This is a genomic window from Paractinoplanes globisporus DSM 43857, assembly GCF_000379645.1.
Classification (GTDB): domain Bacteria; phylum Actinomycetota; class Actinomycetes; order Mycobacteriales; family Micromonosporaceae; genus Actinoplanes; species Actinoplanes globisporus.
On sequence record NZ_KB903314.1, the window covers coordinates 13,892 to 32,780 of the forward strand.

Genomic DNA, 18,889 nt, shown 5'->3' on the forward strand with positions numbered 1-18,889 from the left:
ACGATGACCGATCAGGAACGGGAGCCGGCGGCGACCAGTGCGGCCGGATCGTCCGGCCCGCCGGAGCCGGCCGCCGACGGTGCGGCCCCGCAGGTCCGTGACGAGACCGCCGAGCTGCGTGCCCAGGTGGCCCAGTCGGACGAACGCTACCGGCGGGCAGTGGCCGACTACGACAACCTGCGTAAGCGGATGGCGCGGGAGGTTCAGCAGGAGCGCGAGGAGGAGCGGGCCCGGGTGGCGGCGCGATGGCTGCCCGTCCTCGACAATCTGGAGCTTGCCCTGCAGCACGCCAACGCCGAACCGGCGTCGATCGTGTCCGGGTTGGAGGCCGTCCGCCAACAGGCGCTGACCGTCCTCGCCGACCTCGGTTATCCGTTGCGTATCGACCTGAACCAGCCGTTCGACCCGAGCCGGCACGAGGCGGTGGCCGTGCTGCCGGCCACTGACGCCCCGCCTGGCACGATCCTGCAGGTCGTCCGGCCCGGCTACGGCACTGACGAGCGCCCGCTGCGACCCGCCGCGGTGGTCGTGGCGAAGGGCGCCTGATGGCGCCGTCCCGCGACTTCTACGACACGCTAGGCGTCTCCAGGGACGTCAGCGCGGACGACCTGCAGCGGGCGTATCGCAAACTCGCCCGGACCTATCACCCCGACGTCAACAAGGATCCGGGTGCGGAGGAGCGGTTCAAGGACATCTCCGAGGCGTACGACGTGCTCTCCGATCCGGACCAGCGGCGCCGGTACGATGCCTTCGGCCCGGACTTCCGCCAGGTGCCGCCGGACGTGGATCCGCAGACCTGGGCACGCGCGCGGGCCGGCGCGGGGGCCGGCGCCGGTCGCGCCCGAGGCGGCGGTAGACGCGCTCGTCGCGGCGGCGCTCCGGCTGAGGACGTCTACACCCAGTCCGGTGGCTTCCAGGACATCGATCTGGAGTCCATGTTCGGCGGCATGTTCGGCAGCCGTGGTGGCGGTGGCTTCGGCCCGATTCCGGGCGCGGACCAAGAGGCCGAGATCGAACTGACGGTCGAGGAGGCGTACACCGGCGGGCGCCGGACGATCACGTTGTCCGGTCCAGACGGCCGCCGCACGCTGGACGTGACGATTCCGGCCGGGGTGACCGACGGCCAGCGGATCCGGTTGAGCGGCCAGGGCGGCCGCGGCGGCGACGGCGCCACGGACGGCGACCTCTATCTCGTGGTGCGGCTGGCACCGCACCCGCGGTATCGGGTCAACGGGCGGGACATCACCGTCACCCTGGCGTTGGCACCGTGGGAGGCCGCACTCGGCGCGTCCGTCGCGGTTGACACCCCCGGCGGCGAGGCGAAGGTCCAGGTTCCCCCGGGTACCTCCAGCGGCCGGCGGCTGCGGCTCAAGGGGCGCGGACTGCCCAACCCGCGCGGGCGGCCGGGTGACCTGTACGCCGAGGCCAGGATCATGGTCCCGCCCAAGCTGTCCGACGAGGAACGGCGGTTGTTCGAGCAACTCGCCGCGGTCTCCACCTTCGACCCGCGGAGCCGGCCATGACCTACCCCCTCACCCGGACACCGGGGCCGATGATCGGCCGGCTGAGCCTGGCCAGGTTCTGTCAAATCGGCGGTGTGCACCCGGAGATGGTCCAACGGCTTGTCGCGCTGGGCATCCTCGACCCCGAACGCGACGCCGCCGGAAACCTCTGGTTCGGGCGCGACCAGCTGCTCGCTCTGGCTCGCGTCCAGCGCCTCCGCGCCGGCCTGGGCGTCAACTATGCCGCCCTCGGCCTCGTGATCGACCTCCTCGACCGCGTGGCCGCCCTCGAGCGTGAACTTCGTGTCACGACCTCTCGACGCACCGGAGGCACATCGTGGACCTGAACCGCCTTACCCAGAAATCGCAAGAGGCCGTGCACGACGCCCAGACCAAGGCGCTGCGGTTCGGCCACACCGAGATCGACGTCGAGCACCTGCTGCTCGCTTTGATCGAGCAGCCCGAGGGGCTCGTGCCCAGGCTGCTCTCGGCGACCGGCGTCGACCCGGACAAGCTACGGGAACAGGTGGAGGCGGAACTGGGCCGGCGTCCCCGGGTCAGTGGACCGGGCGCCGCACCCGGCCAGGTCTTCGTCACCCAGCGGCTGTCCCGGCTGTTCGATGCCGCCGAGCGCGAGGCGAAACGGCTCAAGGACGAGTACGTCTCCGTCGAGCACCTGGTGATCGCCATGCTTCAGGAGGGGCGGGGCTCCACCGCCGGCCGGCTGCTGAGCGACGCGGGGCTCACCCGTGACAACTTCCTCCAGGAGCTGACGAAGATCCGGGGCAACCAGCGGGTGACCTCGGCGATGCCGGAGGTCGCCTACGAGGCGCTGGCCAAGTACGGCCGCGACCTGGTCGCCGACGCCGCCGCCGGCACCATGGACCCGGTGATCGGACGCGACAGCGAGATCCGCCGGACGATCCAGATCCTGTCCCGCAAGTCGAAGAACAACCCGGTGCTCATCGGTGAACCGGGCGTCGGCAAGACCGCCATCGTGGAGGGCCTGGCCCAGCGGATCACCAACGGCGACGTGCCCGAGGGACTGCGGGACAAGGTCGTGTTCGCCCTGGACATGAGTTCCCTGGTGGCCGGCGCGAAGTACCGCGGTGAGTTCGAGGAGCGGCTCAAGGCCGTGCTGTCCGAGGTGAAGGCCGCCGAGGGACGGATCCTGTTGTTCATCGACGAGCTGCACACGATCGTCGGCGCCGGGGGCGGCTCCGAGGGCGCCATGGACGCCGGCAACATGCTCAAACCGATGCTCGCCCGCGGCGAACTGCACATGATCGGCGCGACGACGCTGGACGAGTACCGCAAGCACATCGAGAAGGACGCGGCGTTGGAGCGCCGCTTCCAACCGGTGCTCGTCGAGGAGCCGACGGAGGAGGACGCCATCTCGATCCTCCGCGGACTGCGGGAACGGCTGGAAGTCTTCCACGGCGTGAAGATCCAGGACGCGGCGCTGGTCGCGGCGGTGGTCCTCAGCCGGCGCTACATCTCCGACCGGTTCCTTCCGGACAAGGCCATAGACCTGGTCGACGAGGCGTGCGCCATGCTGCGTACCGAGATCGACTCGATGCCGGCCGAACTCGACGAGCTGACCCGGCGCCTGACCCGCCTGGAGATCGAGGAAGCAGCTCTGTCGAAGGAGGAGGATCCGGCGAGCTTGACCCGGCTCGACCAGCTCCGCAAGGAACTCGCCGACCTCCGCGCCGAAGTGGACGCGCTGCGCGCCCAATGGGACGCCGAACGGCAGGCCCTGAGGAGGGTCCAGGAGCTGCGTCGGGAGATCGAACAGATCCGGCACGAGGCGGAACAGGCGGAACGCAACTACGACCTCAACCTGGCCGCCGAGTTGCGGCACGGCAAGCTACCCGAGCTGGAACGCCGCCTGCAGGCCGAGGAGCAGCGGCTCGCCGTGAAGCAGAGCGGCAAGCGGCTGCTCCGCGAGGTCGTCACCGAGGCCGAGATCGCCGGCATCGTCTCCCGGTGGACCGGCATCCCGGTCAGCCGGCTGACCGAGGGCGAACGCCAGAAGCTGCTGCGCCTGGACCAGATCCTGCATGAGCGGGTGATCGGACAGGATGAGGCCGTGCAGCTGGTCACCGACGCGATCATCCGCGCCCGCTCGGGCATCAAGAACCCGCGTCGGCCGATCGGGTCGTTCATCTTCCTCGGCCCCACCGGAGTCGGCAAGACCGAGCTGGCGCGCACGCTGGCGGCGGCGTTGTTCGACACCGAGGACAACGTGGTCCGGATCGACATGAGCGAATACCAGGAACGGCACACCGTGAGCCGGCTGGTCGGGGCGCCGCCCGGATACGTCGGCTACGAAGAGGGCGGGCAGCTCACCGAGGCGGTCCGGCGCAAGCCGTACTCGGTGGTGCTCTTCGACGAGATCGAGAAGGCACACGCGGACGTGTTCAACACGCTGCTGCAAGTCCTGGACGACGGACGTCTCACCGATGCGCAGGGCCGCACCGTCGACTTCCGCAACACCGTGATCATCATGACCTCGAACATCGGCTCCCAGTACCTGCTCGAGGGCATCTCCGACGCCGGTGAGATCAAGCCCGAGGGCCGCGAGCTGGTCATGGGCGAGCTGCGGCGGCACTTCCGGCCCGAGTTCCTCAATCGCGTCGACGACATCGTGCTGTTCAAGCCGCTCACCCAGCCGGAGATCGAGCGCATTGTCGACCTGATGTTCAACGAGCTGCGCGAGCGGCTGGCCGAGCGGCGGATGACGCTGGAGGTCACCGACGAGGCACAGCGCTTCATCGCCCGCCAGGGATTCGATCCGGTGTACGGGGCCCGGCCGCTGCGCCGCTTCATCGCCCGTGAGGTGGAGACCCGCATCGGGCGGGCGCTGCTCGCCGGGGACGCCCGGGACGGCGCGGTGATCCGGGTGGACGTGATCGACGGTGAGCTGACCGTCACCTACGAGAACTCCCCGGAGGAGTGACGTGGACAGCAAGGTGATCGAGTGCCCGAACTGCGGGCGCAAGAACCGGGTCCCCGCGGCCGCCGAGGGCATCCCGCAGTGCGGCAACTGCCACCACCCGCTGCCCTGGATTGCCGAGGCCGGCGACGACGACTTCGGCGACGTGGCCGAGCGGGCGAACATCCTGGTCCTGGTGGACATGTGGGCGACCTGGTGCGGCCCGTGCCGGCAGGTCAGCCCCGCGCTGGAACAGGTGGCCCGCGATCTGGCCGGCAAGGTCAAGCTGGTCAAGGTCGACGTGGACAAGTCGCCGAAGGTGTCCGAGCGGTTCACGATCCAGGCCGTGCCCACGCTGATCCTGATCCGCGACGGCAAGGTAGTGGCCCGCCGGGCCGGTGCCGCACCCGCTTCGGCCCTGCGCAGCTGGGTGGACGAGGTCCTGCGGAGCGCAGCATGAACATGGACGAGCAGCGGCTCTCCGAGACACCGGACGTGGCCGGGGCCTATCCCCGCCTTTCCGGCGAGCAGATCGAAATGCTGAGCCGGCGCGGCGAGAAGCGGCCGGTCCAGCGGGGTGACGTGCTTGTCGCCGAGGGCCAGCGGGAACGCGACTTCCTCGTCGTGCTGGCCGGCGAGGTCGCGGTGATCGAGGGGTATGGCACCCCGAAAGCCCGGACGGTCCGGGTACACGGCCCGCACCGGTTTCTCGACGAACTCGGCCTGCTCACCGGCCAGCCATCCTTCGTCTCGATGGTCGCGCACGAACCGGGCGAGGTTCTCGCGGTGCCCCTGAACGGTCTGCACGAACTGGTCCGCGAGGAGCCCGACCTCGGGGACCTGATCCTGCGCAGTTTTCTTGCCCGCCGGGAACTGCTGATCGGCGGCATCACCGGTATCAAGATCGTCGGCTCGCGGTACAGCCCGGACAGCCGTCGCCTGCGAGAACTCGCCGCCCGCAACCGGGTGCCGCACACCTGGATCGATCTGGAGGAGGATCCGGGCGCCGAGGAGCTGCTGCGCCGGCTGTCCATCAGTGCGTCGGACACACCGGTGGTGATCTGGCGGGACAGGGTGCTGCGCAACCCCTCGAACGCGGAGCTGGCCCGGGTCGCCGGCCTGCGGCGTTCCGGCCAGGACGAGGCGATGTGCGACGTCGTCGTGGTGGGCGCGGGGCCGGCCGGCCTCGCCGCCGCCGTGTACGGCGCTTCCGAAGGACTCGCGACGGTCGTCCTCGACGCGGTGGCCATCGGCGGGCAGGCCGGTACATCCTCCCGGATCGAGAACTACCTGGGGTTCCCGGCCGGTATCTCCGGCGCCGAACTGGCCGACCGCGCCGCGGTGCAGGCGAAGAAGTTCGGCGCCGACCTCACCGTCCCGGCCGAGGCGGTACGCCTCGGATGGCACGACAGCGACCAGATCGTGCACCTCGACGACGGGGCACAGCTGCGGACCCGGACGGTGGTGATCGCCACCGGCGCGCGGTACCGGAGACTCGATGTGCCACGCCTCTCGGAGTTCGAGGGTACGAGCGTGTACTACGCCGCCACCTTCATGGAGGCGGTCTTCTGCGAGCTGCAGCCGGTTTCGGTCGTCGGCGGCGGCAACTCGGCCGGGCAGGCCGCGGTCTTCCTGGCCCGGCACGCCGCGCAGGTGCGGTTGATCATCCTGCACGACGATCTGAACCGTGACATGTCCCGGTATCTCGTCGACCAGATCGAGCGACTGCCCAACGTCGAAGTGTTGCGCAACACGGAGATCACCGAGCTGATCGGCGACGAAGGTCGGCTGCAGGCGCTCGGCGTGCGCGACACCAGGACGGGTGAGCGGCAGGAGATCCCGACGACGGTGTTGTTCCCCTTCATCGGGGCGCAGCCGTGCACCGGCTGGCTGGCGTCCAGCGTCGCCTTGGACGAGCGCGGTTACGTCCTGACCGGAGCTCAGGTGCGTACCGACGCGCGGCAGCCGGTGATGCTCGAGACCAGCCGTCCCGGCGTCGTCGCCGTGGGTGACGTCCGTAGCGGCTCGATCAAACGGGTCGCGTCCGCAGTCGGTGAGGGATCCATGGCCGTTCGTCTGATCCACGACCACCTTGCCAGGTTCGGACATCCCGCAGATCGGCAGCGGTCCCGCGCGGCCACCTGATTGCGTACGGCCGGGACAGGTGTGTCTGCGCGGAAGGTCCGGCGGGGCGCCGGGGAGGAGTGCAATGACCGGCAACCCGGAACCTGTCGGCGATTCATCGGTGATCGTGGTGGGCCTGATCGCTACCCCACCCGACCATCCGGCGTGGGTCGCGCAACGGCTCGCCGAGGAGCTTGCCGATCTGCTCGGCCGGCAGGTGGATGACCAAGTGCGCTGGGAGGTCCGGACCGGGTGGGGCTCGGTCGCACCGCGCCGAGACGGCGGAGTGGAGGCATTGCTGGACGACGTGGCGCGCCGCCGTGAACAGGAAGTCTGGGACGTCGCGATCTGTCTGACCGACCTGCCGCTGCATGCCCAGCGCGTACCGATCGTGGTGCGTACCTCGGCCCGTCGCCACGTCGCTGTGGTCTCGCTGCCCGCGCTCGGCCTCCGTCAGCTGACCGCGGTGCGGGCCGTGGTCCCCGATCTCGTCGAGGAACTGCTCCGTGGGTCGTCCGAGGACGGCGAGGGGCTGGAAAAGGAGCCGTTGCGGCAGCTCGTGGGCGTAGTCGCGGCCATCCACCGCGTCCTCGGCCAGGGCGACGACGGCGAGATGGGGCTGGTTGCCTCCCGCATCGGCGGCGGCCTGCGTCTGGTGATCGGCATGGTACGGGCCAACCGGCCAGGCCGGGCTCTGCTCGGGTTGTCCAAGCTTCTGGTCGCCGCTTTCGGCACCGCGGCTTTCGCGCTGACCACCAACACGATCTGGCAGATGAGCAACGCGCTGAGCCCGTTGCGCCTGACGGTGATCATGGTGCTCGGCGTGGGCTCGCTCATCGCGTGGCTCATCGTCGCGCACGATCTGTGGGAGAAACCCGGCAACGGAACGCCGCCTGAGCTGGCCCGGCTCTTCAACATCGGTACGGTGCTGACACTGTGCCTGGCCACCGCGGTGTCCTACGCCGTGCTGTTCGTCGGGACGGCCGTCGCCGCGCTGTTGCTGATCCGCCCATCGGTGCTCGCGCAGTCGGTCAACGGCCGGATCGGGTTGCCCGACTATCTGACGCTCGCCTGGATCGTCAGCTCGCTGGCGACGGTCGGCGGGGCGATCGGCTCGGGTCTGGAGGACGAGGAGACCGTACGGGCGGCGGCCTACGGCTACCACCCCGATCCGGGCGGCTGGTTGGACGAGACCGGCTCGGCGGACAAGCGGGCGGACGTGGGCCTGCCCGACGCCGGCTGAGCGGCAGCCGGGCCCGGCCGGCCGACGTGTACGCCGGCGGAACGGCGGCCGCTGGGCGGCGACAACCGACCGCTCCTGACCCGGTCGTCGCTATGCCAGTCCGAAGGTTGCGATGACCGGAGCGACGTGCGGTGGCACTGCGATCAGGGTGACCTCGACGTGGGCCAGCGCCGCCGTTCTGTAGGCTTCACGAAGCACCGCGACCGCGGCGCCGTCCGCGAGCGGCATGCCGGAAACGTCGATGACCAGACGGCCATGGGCGGCGGCCACCACCGCGGAGTGCAGACCGAACCGCAGTTGGTCGGCGGTGGCACGGTCGACCTCGCCGGTGACCCGTACCGTCACCGCGCCCTTGGACCGGCCGATCCGGATCCGGATGCCGTCCGGACAGCGCGGGTTCTCGCCGGCGGTCCACGGCGGCGGGACGTCGCTGAGCATCGCCGCGCGCAGCCAGATCAGCCCTCGGGCGAGCAGACGAGAGACCTGCATCTGCGAGATGTTGAACTCGGCGGCGATCTGCGCCTGCGTGAGATTTCCGCAGAAGCGCAGGGCCAGCATGCGCCGGATGCGTTGTGGCAGCTGGTGCACCAACTCGGTGACGGCCAGCTTGTCGGTGAGGATCTCCAGATCCGGGTCCGGATCACCGAGCGCGTCATCCAGCTCGAGAGATCCGTCGTGGCCGGTAGAGCTGCTGAGCGGAACCGGGGTGTAGGCCGCGCCGCACAGGCGCGCCTGCCGGATCTGCTCCGCGCTGACGTCCAGATGGTGCGCGAGCTCCTCGATGGTCGGCTCGCGCTGCAGAGCGTTCGTCAGCGTCACGGTGGCGTGCCGCAGGTCGACGCACAGACCTTGCAGACGTCGGGAGACGTGCAGACCCCATGTCTTGTCCCGGAAATGGCGCTTGAGCTCGCCGCAGACGGTGACCACGGCGAACGCGGTAAACGAGCCGCGGCCGGGGTCATAGCGGTCGACCGCGTTGATCAGCCCGATCCGGGCCACCTGTTGAAGATCCTCGAGCGGCTCCCCGCGGCCCGCGTAGCGACGCGCCATCCGGCCGGCGAACGGGAGGCAGCGGCAGACCAGGTCATTGCGGAGTCTGCCGCGCCGTGCTGCGGTCGCGGCCGTCCAGGCGTCGGCGTAGGCGGCCGCCAACTCGTCGAGATCGTCGAGATCCACGCGAGACATCGATTTAGCAAGAATTGACACCGGACCCCCACGGGGTGTAGCTGGACGTGGTTAGGACATGCGGCGCATTACCGCGCGTGGTCCGGTGACAATGTGTCTCGCGAGGCGACCGATACAATGATCATCGACCGCCGGAAAGATCCCAGCAAGCATGACGTTAGCTCCATCCGCGGCTTTATTCAACGCCTGGAACTCTGTGGACTCCGCCAAAATTTGATCTCTCAATCAGCGGACCGACCAGGCGCGAACAGCGATGGAAAAAGCCCGATGTCTATCGGTCGCGGCGGTTCCGGGAATTCGCCGGCGGCAGCAGGTTTAAGTTCCGGCCCCGCGGGGGAGGCCTCTACAGAGCTCCGGCGGACGACCGGCCGAAGTGAGGCGCTCCCTTCGGTCAATTGGGGGGATATTTATTGATTTAGGGGGTATTTATGGATTTTCGCGGCGACGATCTGCGTCGGCCCCAGATGTTTCGGACATCGAGGCCACCCGATACGCGCCCTAACTACGCGCTGTTGTCGTACGCGTTCGGCAACGGGCCCTGTCCGATCTGCGGGGTAGGCGGCTCCGTTCGCCATTGATCGCCTGAGCCGGTGGTGGACCGCGGAAGTGACGACTCACCAACCCGATCGGTGAGGAGAGGACGATGACGGCGACGACGGCAGGCGCATTAGATCTTGCGCTGGAGATCAACCGTGTCACGGCAGGCACCAGTGACATGACCCTTAGGCTGGCCGAGCTGTGGCCGCAGCTCAGAACTGTCATACCGTTCGAGGCCGCATGGACCGGTGTCTTCGACACGGGACGGCAGGGATACCGGACCTTGACCGCGGTCGGGCACGACGCGGCGAATCGCGCCTACCTCGAGTCGAGCGGCTTCAATGAGCAGGTGGAGGCGTTCGGGCTGTTCCGGCGGAACCGTCCGCTGTGCCTGCGCGACGTCCCGGTCCCGGCCGCGGAGATACCGTCCTGGGCCGAGCATTGGTGGCCGGCCGGATACCGAGAGGGCCTGGGCGTGCCGCTGGTCGCCCCGGACGGCCGGCACCTCGGCCTCATGACGATGTACACGGACTCACCGGCGTATCCCAGCGACGCGGCGCGCGACGTGATCGGCGCAGTGGCCCCCATGATCTCGGCGGCCATCGACCCGATGACCACGATCGCGGGGCTGGCCTCGCTGGTCGGCGATGCCCGGGCCGGAAGCGTGGTCGGTCGCGGCGGCGCGATGCACAGGTTGCCGGGAATGCCCTCGCATCCACTGCTCACCCAGAATTCCCGCATCGTCCCCACCGCTCTCGCGAAATTGACTCACCGCCGGACTCAAACGGCTTTCCTGTGTCCGGATCCGCGCGGGAGCGACGATTACGTGCGGGTCACCGCAATCGCCTGTCCGCCGCAGGTGCCAAACCATTTTGTCGCCATCATTCTGGTCTCTCCCTCGGGGGATCTGCGCGGATTGACCCACCGGGAACTGGAAGTACTGGGACTCCTCATCGACGGTCAGGCGAATCAACACATCGCCCACGCTCTCTTCATCACCGAACGCACGGTGGCCGCACATCTGGAACACATTCGTGAGAAACTCGATGCGCCCACCCGTACGGTCGCCGCCGTTCGATCCCTGCATCTGGCACTGTACATTCCGCGACAGCTCACCGAAGCGGCCGCCTGACGCACGACTGGCATTTCGTCCAATCGACACGATGGCGGTCGGCTCCAGACGCGCCGTGTCTGACGCCGCAGCGTCCCGGTGCGCTCCCGTTGCTTCACCTCGCCGCTTATCCGCACCTCGTTGTCGCGGAGCTCGATGGCGACGTCGTCCCGCCACGGCGGCCCGGTGTGGTGGCGAGCTGACGGGATCGACGGGGATAGGCGATGGTCACGATGTCGACGTCCTCTCGAAATGGTGCCGGCCGCGGCGCGGGTCGACCGCGGGGACGCGACATTCCGCCGCGCAATCCCATCATCGGGATCCCGGGGGTGACGGCACCTCACCTTCGGGAGGCGATACGAGATGAGCGAACCCTCTCTCCTTCGTTCGCCTCTTGGGGCCGACGGACTCGTGTCGGCCCCAAGAGGCGCGGTGGGGAGGTGGAATCAGACTCGGGGACGGGTGCTGGCCGTTCGGGAGCTGACGACGTCGGGCGGGGACTCCGCTGGGTCGGTCCCGCGCCCGGGCGTGTCAGGGCGGCGATCGTGCGTCGTTGCCGGCGGTGCCGGGTGGGCGGCCGCCGTCGACTGCCGCCGGTGGCGGCGAGGCGCCGGGTTGCGGATGGGAGGGTGCCGGCTGGGCGGCGGATGGGGCGGATGGCGCCGGGGGCTCCGGCGGATCGTCGAAGCCGGCGCCGATGAGGGCGTCGAACTCGGCGCGGACCAGATCGGGGTCGCCGCAGATGAGTTCGGTGAACGCTTCGTCGAAGCCGCGGTCCCACTCGGGGGACAATGCGGTGCCCGCCTGCGCCACGGGATCACTGGTCATACCGGTCACCACCCGCCGCATCCGGTCTTGCTGGGGAGCCGGCTGACCTGGCGAACCGCCAGGTCAGCCGGTGATCACCTTCTGCTCGGTGTGTTCCCGCCCGGCCACGGCGATCTTGCGGGGCTTGGCCTTCTCGGCGATCGGGATCCGCACGACCAGCACGCCGTTGTCATACGCGGCGTCGATGTGATCGGTGTCCAGCGCGTCGCCGAGGAACAGCTGCCGGGAGAACACGCCCAGCGGGCGTTCGCTCAGCTGCACCGTGGCCTGCTCACCCAGGTCGATGGGGCGGCGCTCGGCGCGCACGGTCAGCACATTGCGTTCCACGTCGATGTCGATCGCGTCGGCATCCACCCCGGGAAGGTCGAACGCGATCACGAACTCGTCGCCGTTGCGGTACGCGTCGGCGGGCATCGCCGTCGGCCGTGACCAGGTCCCGGTCGTCGGCACACCGAACAGCTGCTGGGCGATCCGATTGACCTCGGTGAAGGGTTCGCTGCGCATCAACATGGTTCCCACCTCCTGCGGTCTCGACTTGACAGTCAATGCGCGATACCGTCTTTCTAACACGTCATCGCACCGATGACAAGTGGTTAGTCATCAAAACGATGACGCTGGAAGGAGGGCGCATGCCCGACACCTCCGACACCCCCGCCATCAGCGCGGGCCTACCGCCCGCCAGGCACGATCTCACCGAAGTTGCCGCCGCGGTCGCCGCCACCGCGCACGCGGTTCAGCAGCCCACCGTCGACAGTCCGGCGGTCAGCGGCGCTGACCTGCTCCACGCCCTGGTACTGCTGCGCTGGGCCCAGACCGAACTGGCCGGCATCGAGCCAGTCCTCATCTCCGCCGCCCGCGCCGCCGGAGTCTCCTGGCAAGCCCTCGCGCCCGCACTGGGAGTGGCCAGCCGCCAAGCCGCCGAACGCCGCTACCTACGCAGCGCCGCCGCTCCCACCGACCAGCCGGCCGACACCCGCGACGACCGCGTCCAAGCCGAGCGTGACCGCCGCGCCACGCACCGCGCCGTCGCCCAATGGGCCAACGACAACACCGCCGACCTGCGCCGGCTCGCCGGCCAGATCACCGCCCTGACCGACCTCGGCGCCGCCGCCACCAGCGACCTCGCGCAACTACACCAAGCCCTCGGCGACCCTGACGCGACTGCCCTGCCCGATCTCCTCGCCGCGGCCCACCAACACCTGCCCGACCACCCCGACCTAGCCGCACAGATCGACACCGTCACCGACCGCACCAACCAGATCCGCCGCCAACACCCACGCCGCAGAGGAGACACTTCTTAGGCCGTCGATCTCGTTGGCGACGCCCTTGAAGCCCGCACTCGTAGTGCCGCGCGCCCGGCAGCGGTAGATCGAGTTTCCGGTACTGGGTCGCGCCTGGGATTGGCAATGATGCCAATCGACGTCGGCGGCCGGTAGCGGTACTCCTGAAGGACCGGGTCCACAGGGAACCGGTGACATTGTGCGACAGGCAGCGGCGCGCCGCCTGTTCCCGACCCGTGTGACGATGGGAGCCCGATCGTGGTTGAGGTCGTGTCCACCCCCCACCGTACGACCCGGGTACGCCGCGTGTGGCTACGCATGTTCCTGACCGGGCTCGCCCTCTGGATCGCCGCCGTGGTGATCATCTTCGTGTCCGGCAACGCCAACCTGATCCCGACCGCGATGCTGCTCGGTAGCTTCCTGGTGCCGTTGACCTTCGTCGCGTGGGCCTTCGAACGCCGCGAGACCGGAGAGATAACCCCCGGGCTGATTTTCTCGACGTTCGTCACCGGCGGCGTCCTCGGCGTCCTGGGCGCCTCGGTGCTCGAGTCGTTCCTGTTGCACCCGTCGCCGTGGTTGTTCTTCGGCGTCGGACTGATTGAAGAGGCGGTCAAGCTCGGTGCGCTGATGGTGCTGACCCGCCACCTGCGCGCCAGGACACTCCGGGACGGGATGATCCTCGGCGCGGCCGTCGGCTTCGGGTTCGCCGCGTTCGAGTCGGCCGGTTACGCCTTCACCGCGCTCTTCTCGGTCGACGGGTTGTCATTGGTGCAACTGGTGCAGACCGAGGTGTTGCGCGGCTTGCTGGCGCCGGTGGGGCATGGCCTGTGGACCGCGATTCTGGGCGGGGTGCTGTTCGCCGCGTCCCGGCCGGAGCACTTCAGGATCACCGCGAAGGTGGTCCTCGCGTACCTGGGCGTGTCGATCCTGCACGGTCACCGCCGTGGAGTGGGGCGGCCTGGAAGTCGTCTCGATCATCGGCATCGCTTGGCTGCTTGTCCTGTGGCGCTGGACGCCGCGACCGGTTCGCATCAGCAGCGGGACCGTCCGATCGCCGGTCGTACTGACAATGGGCCCTTGAAAGGGGACGACACATGCCTGTCTTCGGTGTCGCGAAGTTCGAACGTTTCTTCCGGGCCGCCGCGGAACTCGACGTCGACAAGAACGATCTCAAGCGATACAGCGATTTCGTCGAACGCAAACTGTACGACATGCTGCTGATCGGGCAGACCACGGCGGGGGCGAACGCCAGGGACATCGTCGAACCCTGGGATCTGCCGATCACCAAGGGACTGCAGGAAAGCATGCACGCGTTCCGCAAGCTCGACGAAGAGATCGAACTGGAGCCGATCCTCGGGCGGCTGGCGACGTACCCGCCGCTCGACCGGGCGCTGAGTGAGCAGACCGAGGCGCGCCTGCCGGCCGTCGTCGGCGGACTCAGCATCGCACTCGCCCGGATCCTTCGGGTGATCGATCCGGACGCCAAGAACCCCCAGTCGCAGCATTGGGAGCGCGTGTTCCAAGTCTTCGACCGGTTGATCTGACGGAGACGAGCTGATGAACGACGTGGCAGCCTTGCGACGCACAAGGTTGTGCGCGTCCCGCTGATCGTGCGCGATCTGGATAGTGACCTCGCGCAGAGGATTGTGGCTTCCAACGTACGTGGCGGAACAAGAACCTCAGGTGGTAGATCTGTCACTGAGCGGTAATGCTGAGCGTGTGCAGCCTGTCACCGTGACCACCTCTGACCTTGATCAGGCACGGGCCGTCCTGGATCGGCATTTCTACTCGAATTTCATCGACGTCCTGTCGCCTGCGGCGGGCTGGCGAGCCCGCTTCGACGTTATGCCGGCGGGCGCTGTGATGCTGGGCGACCTCAATTTCGGTGCCGATGTGCGGATCGACTTCGGGGAGCTCGGCGCTTACCACGTGGATATCCCGATTGCCGGCCGGCTGGTTTGGCACCAGGGCGGCGCGCAGCCGGTGGTCGCCGACCTGAACAGCGCCGCGGTTTTCAACCTGTCGGCGACACCATTCTCGACCGGTGGCAGACCGACTGCCGGCTCTTCGCGGTCAAGGTCGACCAGATCACTCTGGAGAACACTCTCGCGGCCATGCTGGACCGTCCGGTCACCTCGCCGGTCCGGCTCGAGCCGCGGCTCGACATGTCCAGCGGGCTGGGATCCAGCTGGCTGCGCTTGGTCCAACTGATCATGGCGGACATCGCCCAGCAGGCGAGCCTGATTCAACATCCGCTGATTGGCCGGCGCCTTCAAGAGAGCCTCGTCACCGGGCTGCTTCTGGCCACCGACCACCAATACCGCACTCAGCTCGACAGCCGGCGCCAGTTCACCGCTGCGCCCCGCGCGGTGCGCCGGGCCGTCGAGGCGATGCGTGAAGAGCCCGGACGCTCGTTCACCGTGGCCGACCTCGCGGAGGTCGCGGGGGTCAGCCGGCGGTCCCTGCAGCAGGGATTCCAGCGCTACGTCGGGATGTCACCGATGACCTACCTCCGCGAGGTCCGGCTTGGTCGCGCCCAGGACGAGCTCCGGTACGGCGATCCCGCGGACGTGACCGTGGCTGAGATCGCCCACCGCTACGGCTTCCTGCACCTTGGCCGGTTCGCGGCCATGTACCGACAGAGGTTCGGCGAGTCGCCCTCGCAGACACTGCGGTACTAACTCGCGCCGACAAGCAAGCAACTTTCCCCAGGCGTTCAGCCACGTCCCGCTGATCGGCACCGCCCGGACGCTGAGCACCATCGAGACCCGGGCCGAAGAAGGCCTGAAGTAGGCCGGTGGTGTCAGAGCCAGCCGTTCCGGCGTAGATAGAAGAAGAGGCCGCCGGCGAGGACGACCATGACGATGGTGCTGGCGAGGAAGCCAGAGTGGTGGCCGAATCCCGGATACGGGATGTTCTGGCCGTAGAAACCGGTGACCGCGGTGGGCACGGCGATGATGGCGGCCCAGGCTGCCAGCTTCTTGGTGATCTCGTTGAGCTGGGCGCTTTGTTCGTTGAGCTGGGTGGCGGCGATCCGGTCGACCCGGTCGCTGGCCGCGTCGACCGTTTCGCTGGTGCGCAGCGTGTGATCGTGGACGTCCTGGTAGTACGGGCCGAGCTCGGCGTCGACCAGATGACTGTCGGTGCGCATCAGTCGGCCGACCACCTCCTGCATGGGAGCCACGACGCGGCGCAGTGCCGCCAGGTCGGCGCCCAGCTCGTACGCCCGGCGGCGAATGTCGATGGCCGTGCGCTGCCGGAACAGGTTGGTTTGTACCTCGTCGATGGCGTCGTCGAGCTGCTCGACCGCTTGGTAGTGCCCGTCGACGACGGCGTCGAGCAGGCCGTACACCAGAATGCTGATCTGGTTGTCGGCCGTGATCAGGTCCGTGTTGAGGTCCCACCGGGCGATCAGCGCGTCGATGTCGAAGTCGTCCTTCCGCACGGTGATCAACGCGCGGGGCGTGATGAACATGCTGATCTCGCCGGTGGTCAGCCCGTGCGGGTCCCGGCTCGCGTCGACGGCATACAGATTGGCGAACAGATGTGTGCGGTAGCGGTCGACCTTGGGACGCTGATGGGCGTTGATGGCGTCCTCGACGGCGAGCGGGTGCAACCCGAATTCGTGCGTGACTATGCCGAGGTCGGCCTGGGCCGGGTCGTACAGGTCGAGCCAGACGACCGCCGCCGGGTCGGCCGCCAGGCGTTCACTCATCTGCTCGGCCGGGAACCCTTCCTCGAGCAGTTTGCCCGCGCGGTAGAGCCGTGTTCGGGTCGGGCATTGTGGCGGGACGGCGGTGGAGACGCTGGGCGCGGTTGGGCCCGGCGTCTGCGGGTCGCCGTCGGCGGTGACCGGCTGAGCGAGCGGGCCGTCGATGTTCGGATCGTCGGGATCGGGCAACGGTTCACATCCGGACCATGGGATACCTGCGTCGGACCGATGTTTCGTGCCCGCTTCGCGGCCCCGGCAAACAGCTGCCGGAGGCTGCTCGGCATGCTCGCCCGGCCTCATCGGGCGGCTGTCGGGCTGCGGGGCGTCAGAGGACCGGTTTGCCGCCGGTGACCGGGATGATCGCCCCGGAGATGTAGCCGGCCTCGTCCGAGGCGAGCAGGACGTGGACGGGGCGACCTCGTTCGGTTCGCCTGGCCGACCGAGCGGGGTGTTCTTGAAGCGGTATGACCAGGCAACTGGCACGCTGATCCAGCCGTGAACACTGCGCCGACATGTAGATCACTACGCTGCCGACCGGTTCGTCGGGCTGACCCTGCCTCACGGCTGGCCAGACATCAGCGCGATCCCCGCATTGGCCGGCGCGTACGGGCTCGACTCCTATGACCCGCAGTCGGAGCAGCTGACGCCGGCTCATCCGCCGTCACCGGACCGCGGCGCGTTTGACGCCGCCGCGTAGGTCGGCGGATGGGTGAACGAGGACCATGTCGTGCCGTTGCTACGGCAAATCAATGCCTACATCGGCTACGTGTACGACGATCTGGATGAGGTGGCACTTACCGGCGCGCTCGACGATACCGACGACGAGGCAACCGACGGCTGGTTCGAGTACCCGCTGGAAGGCACGCCGCCGCTGACGATCAGGCTGGCGCGGTCACCGGGCAGCGCGGTCGTCAGCGTCCGCGTCGACGGGGCCTTGGATCTGGTCGGGGGCCGCAACGTCGGGTCCGGTCGAGCCGCCGTACGTGGCGATCTTGTACTCGGTCGCCGCCAGGGAGAGGGTCAGCTCACGAATCCGGCGACGGATGATGTCGCGATGTTCAAGCAGCATGTCGAGTCGCTCGGGCACCGTGTCCTGCCCGGCGTCCACGAGCGAGATGTAGTGCTGCAGGTCGCGCATCGGCATCCCGGACAGCCGCATCCTGGTGAGGAACACCAGGCGCCGCACCGCGTCGGCGTCGTAGACGCGATGACCGTAGCGGTCGCGGGCCACCTCGACCAGCCCGGCCCGCTCGTAGTAGCGCAGCGTGTGAGGCGTGATGTCGAGGAGGTCGGCGACCTCTGCGATCGTCATCGGCTCGGGGACGTCGGCCAGGTCGGTGAGGCGGTGGATCACCTCGGCCGACAGGGGGCCGTCGTCCCCCACCGTTTCCAGGGCCCTGGTCATCAGATCGTCGGTGGCCATGACATCAACCCTAGATCGGCCGGGCCGACGCCGTGACGCCGTCGAAGTCGGCGCCGCGGGCGGTTTCGGCCCACCGCTCGACCTCGTCCAGGCCACGCCGGTACACCCCCGAGATGCGCTCGACGGCTTCGCGCCCGAGCGGCAGGCGCAGCGGCACCTCGTCGCCGTGTGCGAGGGACACGATGATCTCGGCCGCCCGCGTGGGGTCACCTTCCTGGCGGCCGTCGGTCCCGGCCATGTCCGTGCGGACGGCGGCGAGCAGGTCACGGTAGGTTTCGGACGCCTCGGTGAACTCGAGCACGTCGGTGGCGTTGAATTCGGTCCGGAACCGGCTCGGTTCGACGATCATCACGCGGATCCCGAACGGTGCGACCTCCCCGGCCAGGGCCTCGGACCAGCCTTCGAGGGCGAACTTCGACGCGGAGTAGGCCGATACGCCGGGAAACGACATCCGCCCGCCCTGGCTGCTCATCTGCACGATCGTCCCGGCGCCCCGGGTACGCATCGCGGGCAGCGCCGCCCGCACGAGCGCGGCCGGGCCGAACAGGTGCAGCTCCATCAGCTCGCGCAGCTGCGCGTCGCTGACCTCCTCGACCGCTCCGACCACGGCCCGGCCCGCGTTGTTGACGAGAACGTCGAGCTGACCGAAGCGGTCGAGGGTGGCCCGCACGAGCGATGCCGCCGAGGCGATGTCGCGGGCGTCGAAGTTCGCGATCAGAACGTCGTCGGGGTATTTGGCCGCCAGGTCGGCCACGCTGTCCGGCCGGCGTACCGCTGCCACCACATGGTCGCCCGCGGCGAGCGCCGACTCCGCCAGTGCTCGCCCGAAACCGCGGGACGCCCCGGTGATGATCCAGGTCAGTGTCGTCATGGCGGCAACGCTATGGCTTTGAGCGCGCGCGAACGCAAACGCAAATCCGCGGCGACGCAAATCCTCTGGCCGGCCGTGAGGGGCAGCGGTCGCCTCCCGCCGGCGCGACGGTGGTCCGCGAGGAGTGGTAGGGCG

At 68.7% G+C, this 18,889-nt stretch carries 18 protein-coding genes and 1 pseudogene; 13 read left to right on the forward strand and 6 right to left on the reverse strand.

Annotation, left to right across the window (positions count from 1 at the left end):
• Positions 1–3: 3 nt before the first annotated feature.
• The 7 genes from A3CQ_RS0128030 to A3CQ_RS0128060 all read left to right on the forward strand — a co-directional run bounded on the left by A3CQ_RS0128030 (position 4) and on the right by A3CQ_RS0128060 (position 7,807).
• A complete protein-coding gene (locus tag A3CQ_RS0128030; RefSeq protein WP_020514269.1) occupies positions 4–546 on the forward strand; it encodes a nucleotide exchange factor GrpE in 543 nt (180 codons plus the stop codon).
• Positions 546–1,523, forward strand: a complete 978-nt coding sequence (locus tag A3CQ_RS0128035; RefSeq protein WP_020514270.1) for a DnaJ C-terminal domain-containing protein — start codon at positions 546–548, stop codon at positions 1,521–1,523. The genes A3CQ_RS0128030 and A3CQ_RS0128035 overlap by 1 nt, the downstream gene beginning before the upstream one ends.
• A complete protein-coding gene (locus A3CQ_RS0128040; protein WP_026206281.1) occupies positions 1,520–1,849 on the forward strand; it encodes a chaperone modulator CbpM in 330 nt (109 codons plus the stop codon). Before A3CQ_RS0128035 ends, A3CQ_RS0128040 begins: the two co-directional genes overlap by 4 nt.
• Positions 1,840–4,464, forward strand: a complete 2,625-nt coding sequence (clpB, locus tag A3CQ_RS0128045) for an ATP-dependent chaperone ClpB (RefSeq protein WP_020514272.1) — start codon at positions 1,840–1,842, stop codon at positions 4,462–4,464. Before A3CQ_RS0128040 ends, clpB begins: the two co-directional genes overlap by 10 nt.
• 1 nt (position 4,465) lies before the next feature.
• Positions 4,466–4,900, forward strand: coding sequence for a thioredoxin (gene trxA, locus A3CQ_RS0128050; RefSeq protein WP_020514273.1), 435 nt, complete (start codon positions 4,466–4,468; stop codon positions 4,898–4,900).
• Positions 4,897–6,585, forward strand: coding sequence for an FAD-dependent oxidoreductase (locus A3CQ_RS54305; protein ID WP_020514274.1), 1,689 nt, complete (start codon positions 4,897–4,899; stop codon positions 6,583–6,585). Before trxA ends, A3CQ_RS54305 begins: the two co-directional genes overlap by 4 nt.
• A 64-nt stretch (positions 6,586–6,649) precedes the next feature.
• Positions 6,650–7,807 (forward strand): hypothetical protein, encoded by a 1,158-nt coding sequence (locus A3CQ_RS0128060; protein WP_020514275.1) that lies wholly within the window; start codon positions 6,650–6,652, stop codon positions 7,805–7,807.
• Positions 7,808–7,897: 90 nt separating this feature from the next.
• Here A3CQ_RS0128060 and A3CQ_RS0128065 read toward each other — a convergent pair whose 3' ends face one another.
• The gene (locus A3CQ_RS0128065) at positions 7,898–8,983 is read right to left on the reverse strand and encodes a sigma-70 family RNA polymerase sigma factor (protein WP_020514276.1); all 1,086 of its coding nucleotides are present in this window, start codon (positions 8,981–8,983) and stop codon (positions 7,898–7,900) included.
• A 652-nt stretch (positions 8,984–9,635) separates the two neighbouring features.
• Between A3CQ_RS0128065 and A3CQ_RS54310 the strand changes: the two genes are divergently transcribed.
• Positions 9,636–10,661, forward strand: coding sequence for a LuxR C-terminal-related transcriptional regulator (locus A3CQ_RS54310; RefSeq protein ID WP_084699257.1), 1,026 nt, complete (start codon positions 9,636–9,638; stop codon positions 10,659–10,661).
• A gap of 510 nt (positions 10,662–11,171) precedes the next feature.
• On the opposite strand, the gene A3CQ_RS0128075 is transcribed toward A3CQ_RS54310, so the two are convergent.
• Both A3CQ_RS0128075 and A3CQ_RS0128080 read right to left on the reverse strand, forming a co-directional pair.
• Positions 11,172–11,468 (reverse strand): hypothetical protein, encoded by a 297-nt coding sequence (locus A3CQ_RS0128075; protein ID WP_040433069.1) that lies wholly within the window; start codon positions 11,466–11,468, stop codon positions 11,172–11,174.
• A 63-nt stretch (positions 11,469–11,531) separates the two neighbouring features.
• The gene (locus A3CQ_RS0128080) at positions 11,532–11,978 is read right to left on the reverse strand and encodes an Hsp20/alpha crystallin family protein (RefSeq protein ID WP_020514279.1); all 447 of its coding nucleotides are present in this window, start codon (positions 11,976–11,978) and stop codon (positions 11,532–11,534) included.
• 119 nt (positions 11,979–12,097) lie between these two features.
• Here A3CQ_RS0128080 and A3CQ_RS0128085 point away from each other — a divergent pair, with 119 nt between their 5' ends.
• The 5 genes and pseudogenes from A3CQ_RS0128085 to A3CQ_RS63750 all read left to right on the forward strand — a co-directional run bounded on the left by A3CQ_RS0128085 (position 12,098) and on the right by A3CQ_RS63750 (position 15,429).
• Positions 12,098–12,769 carry a hypothetical protein gene (locus tag A3CQ_RS0128085; RefSeq protein WP_020514280.1) on the forward strand — a complete coding sequence of 224 codons (672 nt, stop codon included), beginning with the start codon at positions 12,098–12,100 and terminating at the stop codon, positions 12,767–12,769.
• Between the two features lie 237 nt (positions 12,770–13,006).
• Positions 13,007–13,969: a PrsW family intramembrane metalloprotease gene (locus A3CQ_RS59450; protein WP_245577353.1), complete on the forward strand. Its 963-nt coding sequence runs from the start codon at positions 13,007–13,009 to the stop codon at positions 13,967–13,969.
• Positions 13,927–14,292: pseudogene (locus A3CQ_RS0128095) on the forward strand (DUF1931 family protein); the annotation flags it as partial. The gene A3CQ_RS59450 and the pseudogene A3CQ_RS0128095, both read left to right, overlap by 43 nt.
• Positions 14,293–14,482: 190 nt before the next feature.
• Positions 14,483–14,959: an AraC-like ligand-binding domain-containing protein gene (locus tag A3CQ_RS63065; protein ID WP_281171514.1), complete on the forward strand. Its 477-nt coding sequence runs from the start codon at positions 14,483–14,485 to the stop codon at positions 14,957–14,959.
• The gene (locus A3CQ_RS63750; protein ID WP_281171515.1) at positions 14,842–15,429 is read left to right on the forward strand and encodes a helix-turn-helix transcriptional regulator; all 588 of its coding nucleotides are present in this window, start codon (positions 14,842–14,844) and stop codon (positions 15,427–15,429) included. The genes A3CQ_RS63065 and A3CQ_RS63750 overlap by 118 nt, the downstream gene beginning before the upstream one ends.
• Before the next feature lie 122 nt (positions 15,430–15,551).
• Here A3CQ_RS63750 and A3CQ_RS0128105 read toward each other — a convergent pair whose 3' ends face one another.
• From A3CQ_RS0128105 to A3CQ_RS0128115, 3 genes are all read right to left on the reverse strand, one after another.
• Positions 15,552–16,649 (reverse strand): magnesium transporter CorA family protein, encoded by a 1,098-nt coding sequence (locus A3CQ_RS0128105; RefSeq protein WP_020514283.1) that lies wholly within the window; start codon positions 16,647–16,649, stop codon positions 15,552–15,554.
• 703 nt (positions 16,650–17,352) lie between these two features.
• Positions 17,353–17,883 (reverse strand): MerR family transcriptional regulator, encoded by a 531-nt coding sequence (locus A3CQ_RS0128110; RefSeq protein WP_020514284.1) that lies wholly within the window; start codon positions 17,881–17,883, stop codon positions 17,353–17,355.
• Between the two features lie 10 nt (positions 17,884–17,893).
• The gene (locus A3CQ_RS0128115; RefSeq protein WP_020514285.1) at positions 17,894–18,754 is read right to left on the reverse strand and encodes an SDR family NAD(P)-dependent oxidoreductase; all 861 of its coding nucleotides are present in this window, start codon (positions 18,752–18,754) and stop codon (positions 17,894–17,896) included.
• Positions 18,755–18,889 lie beyond the last annotated feature (135 nt).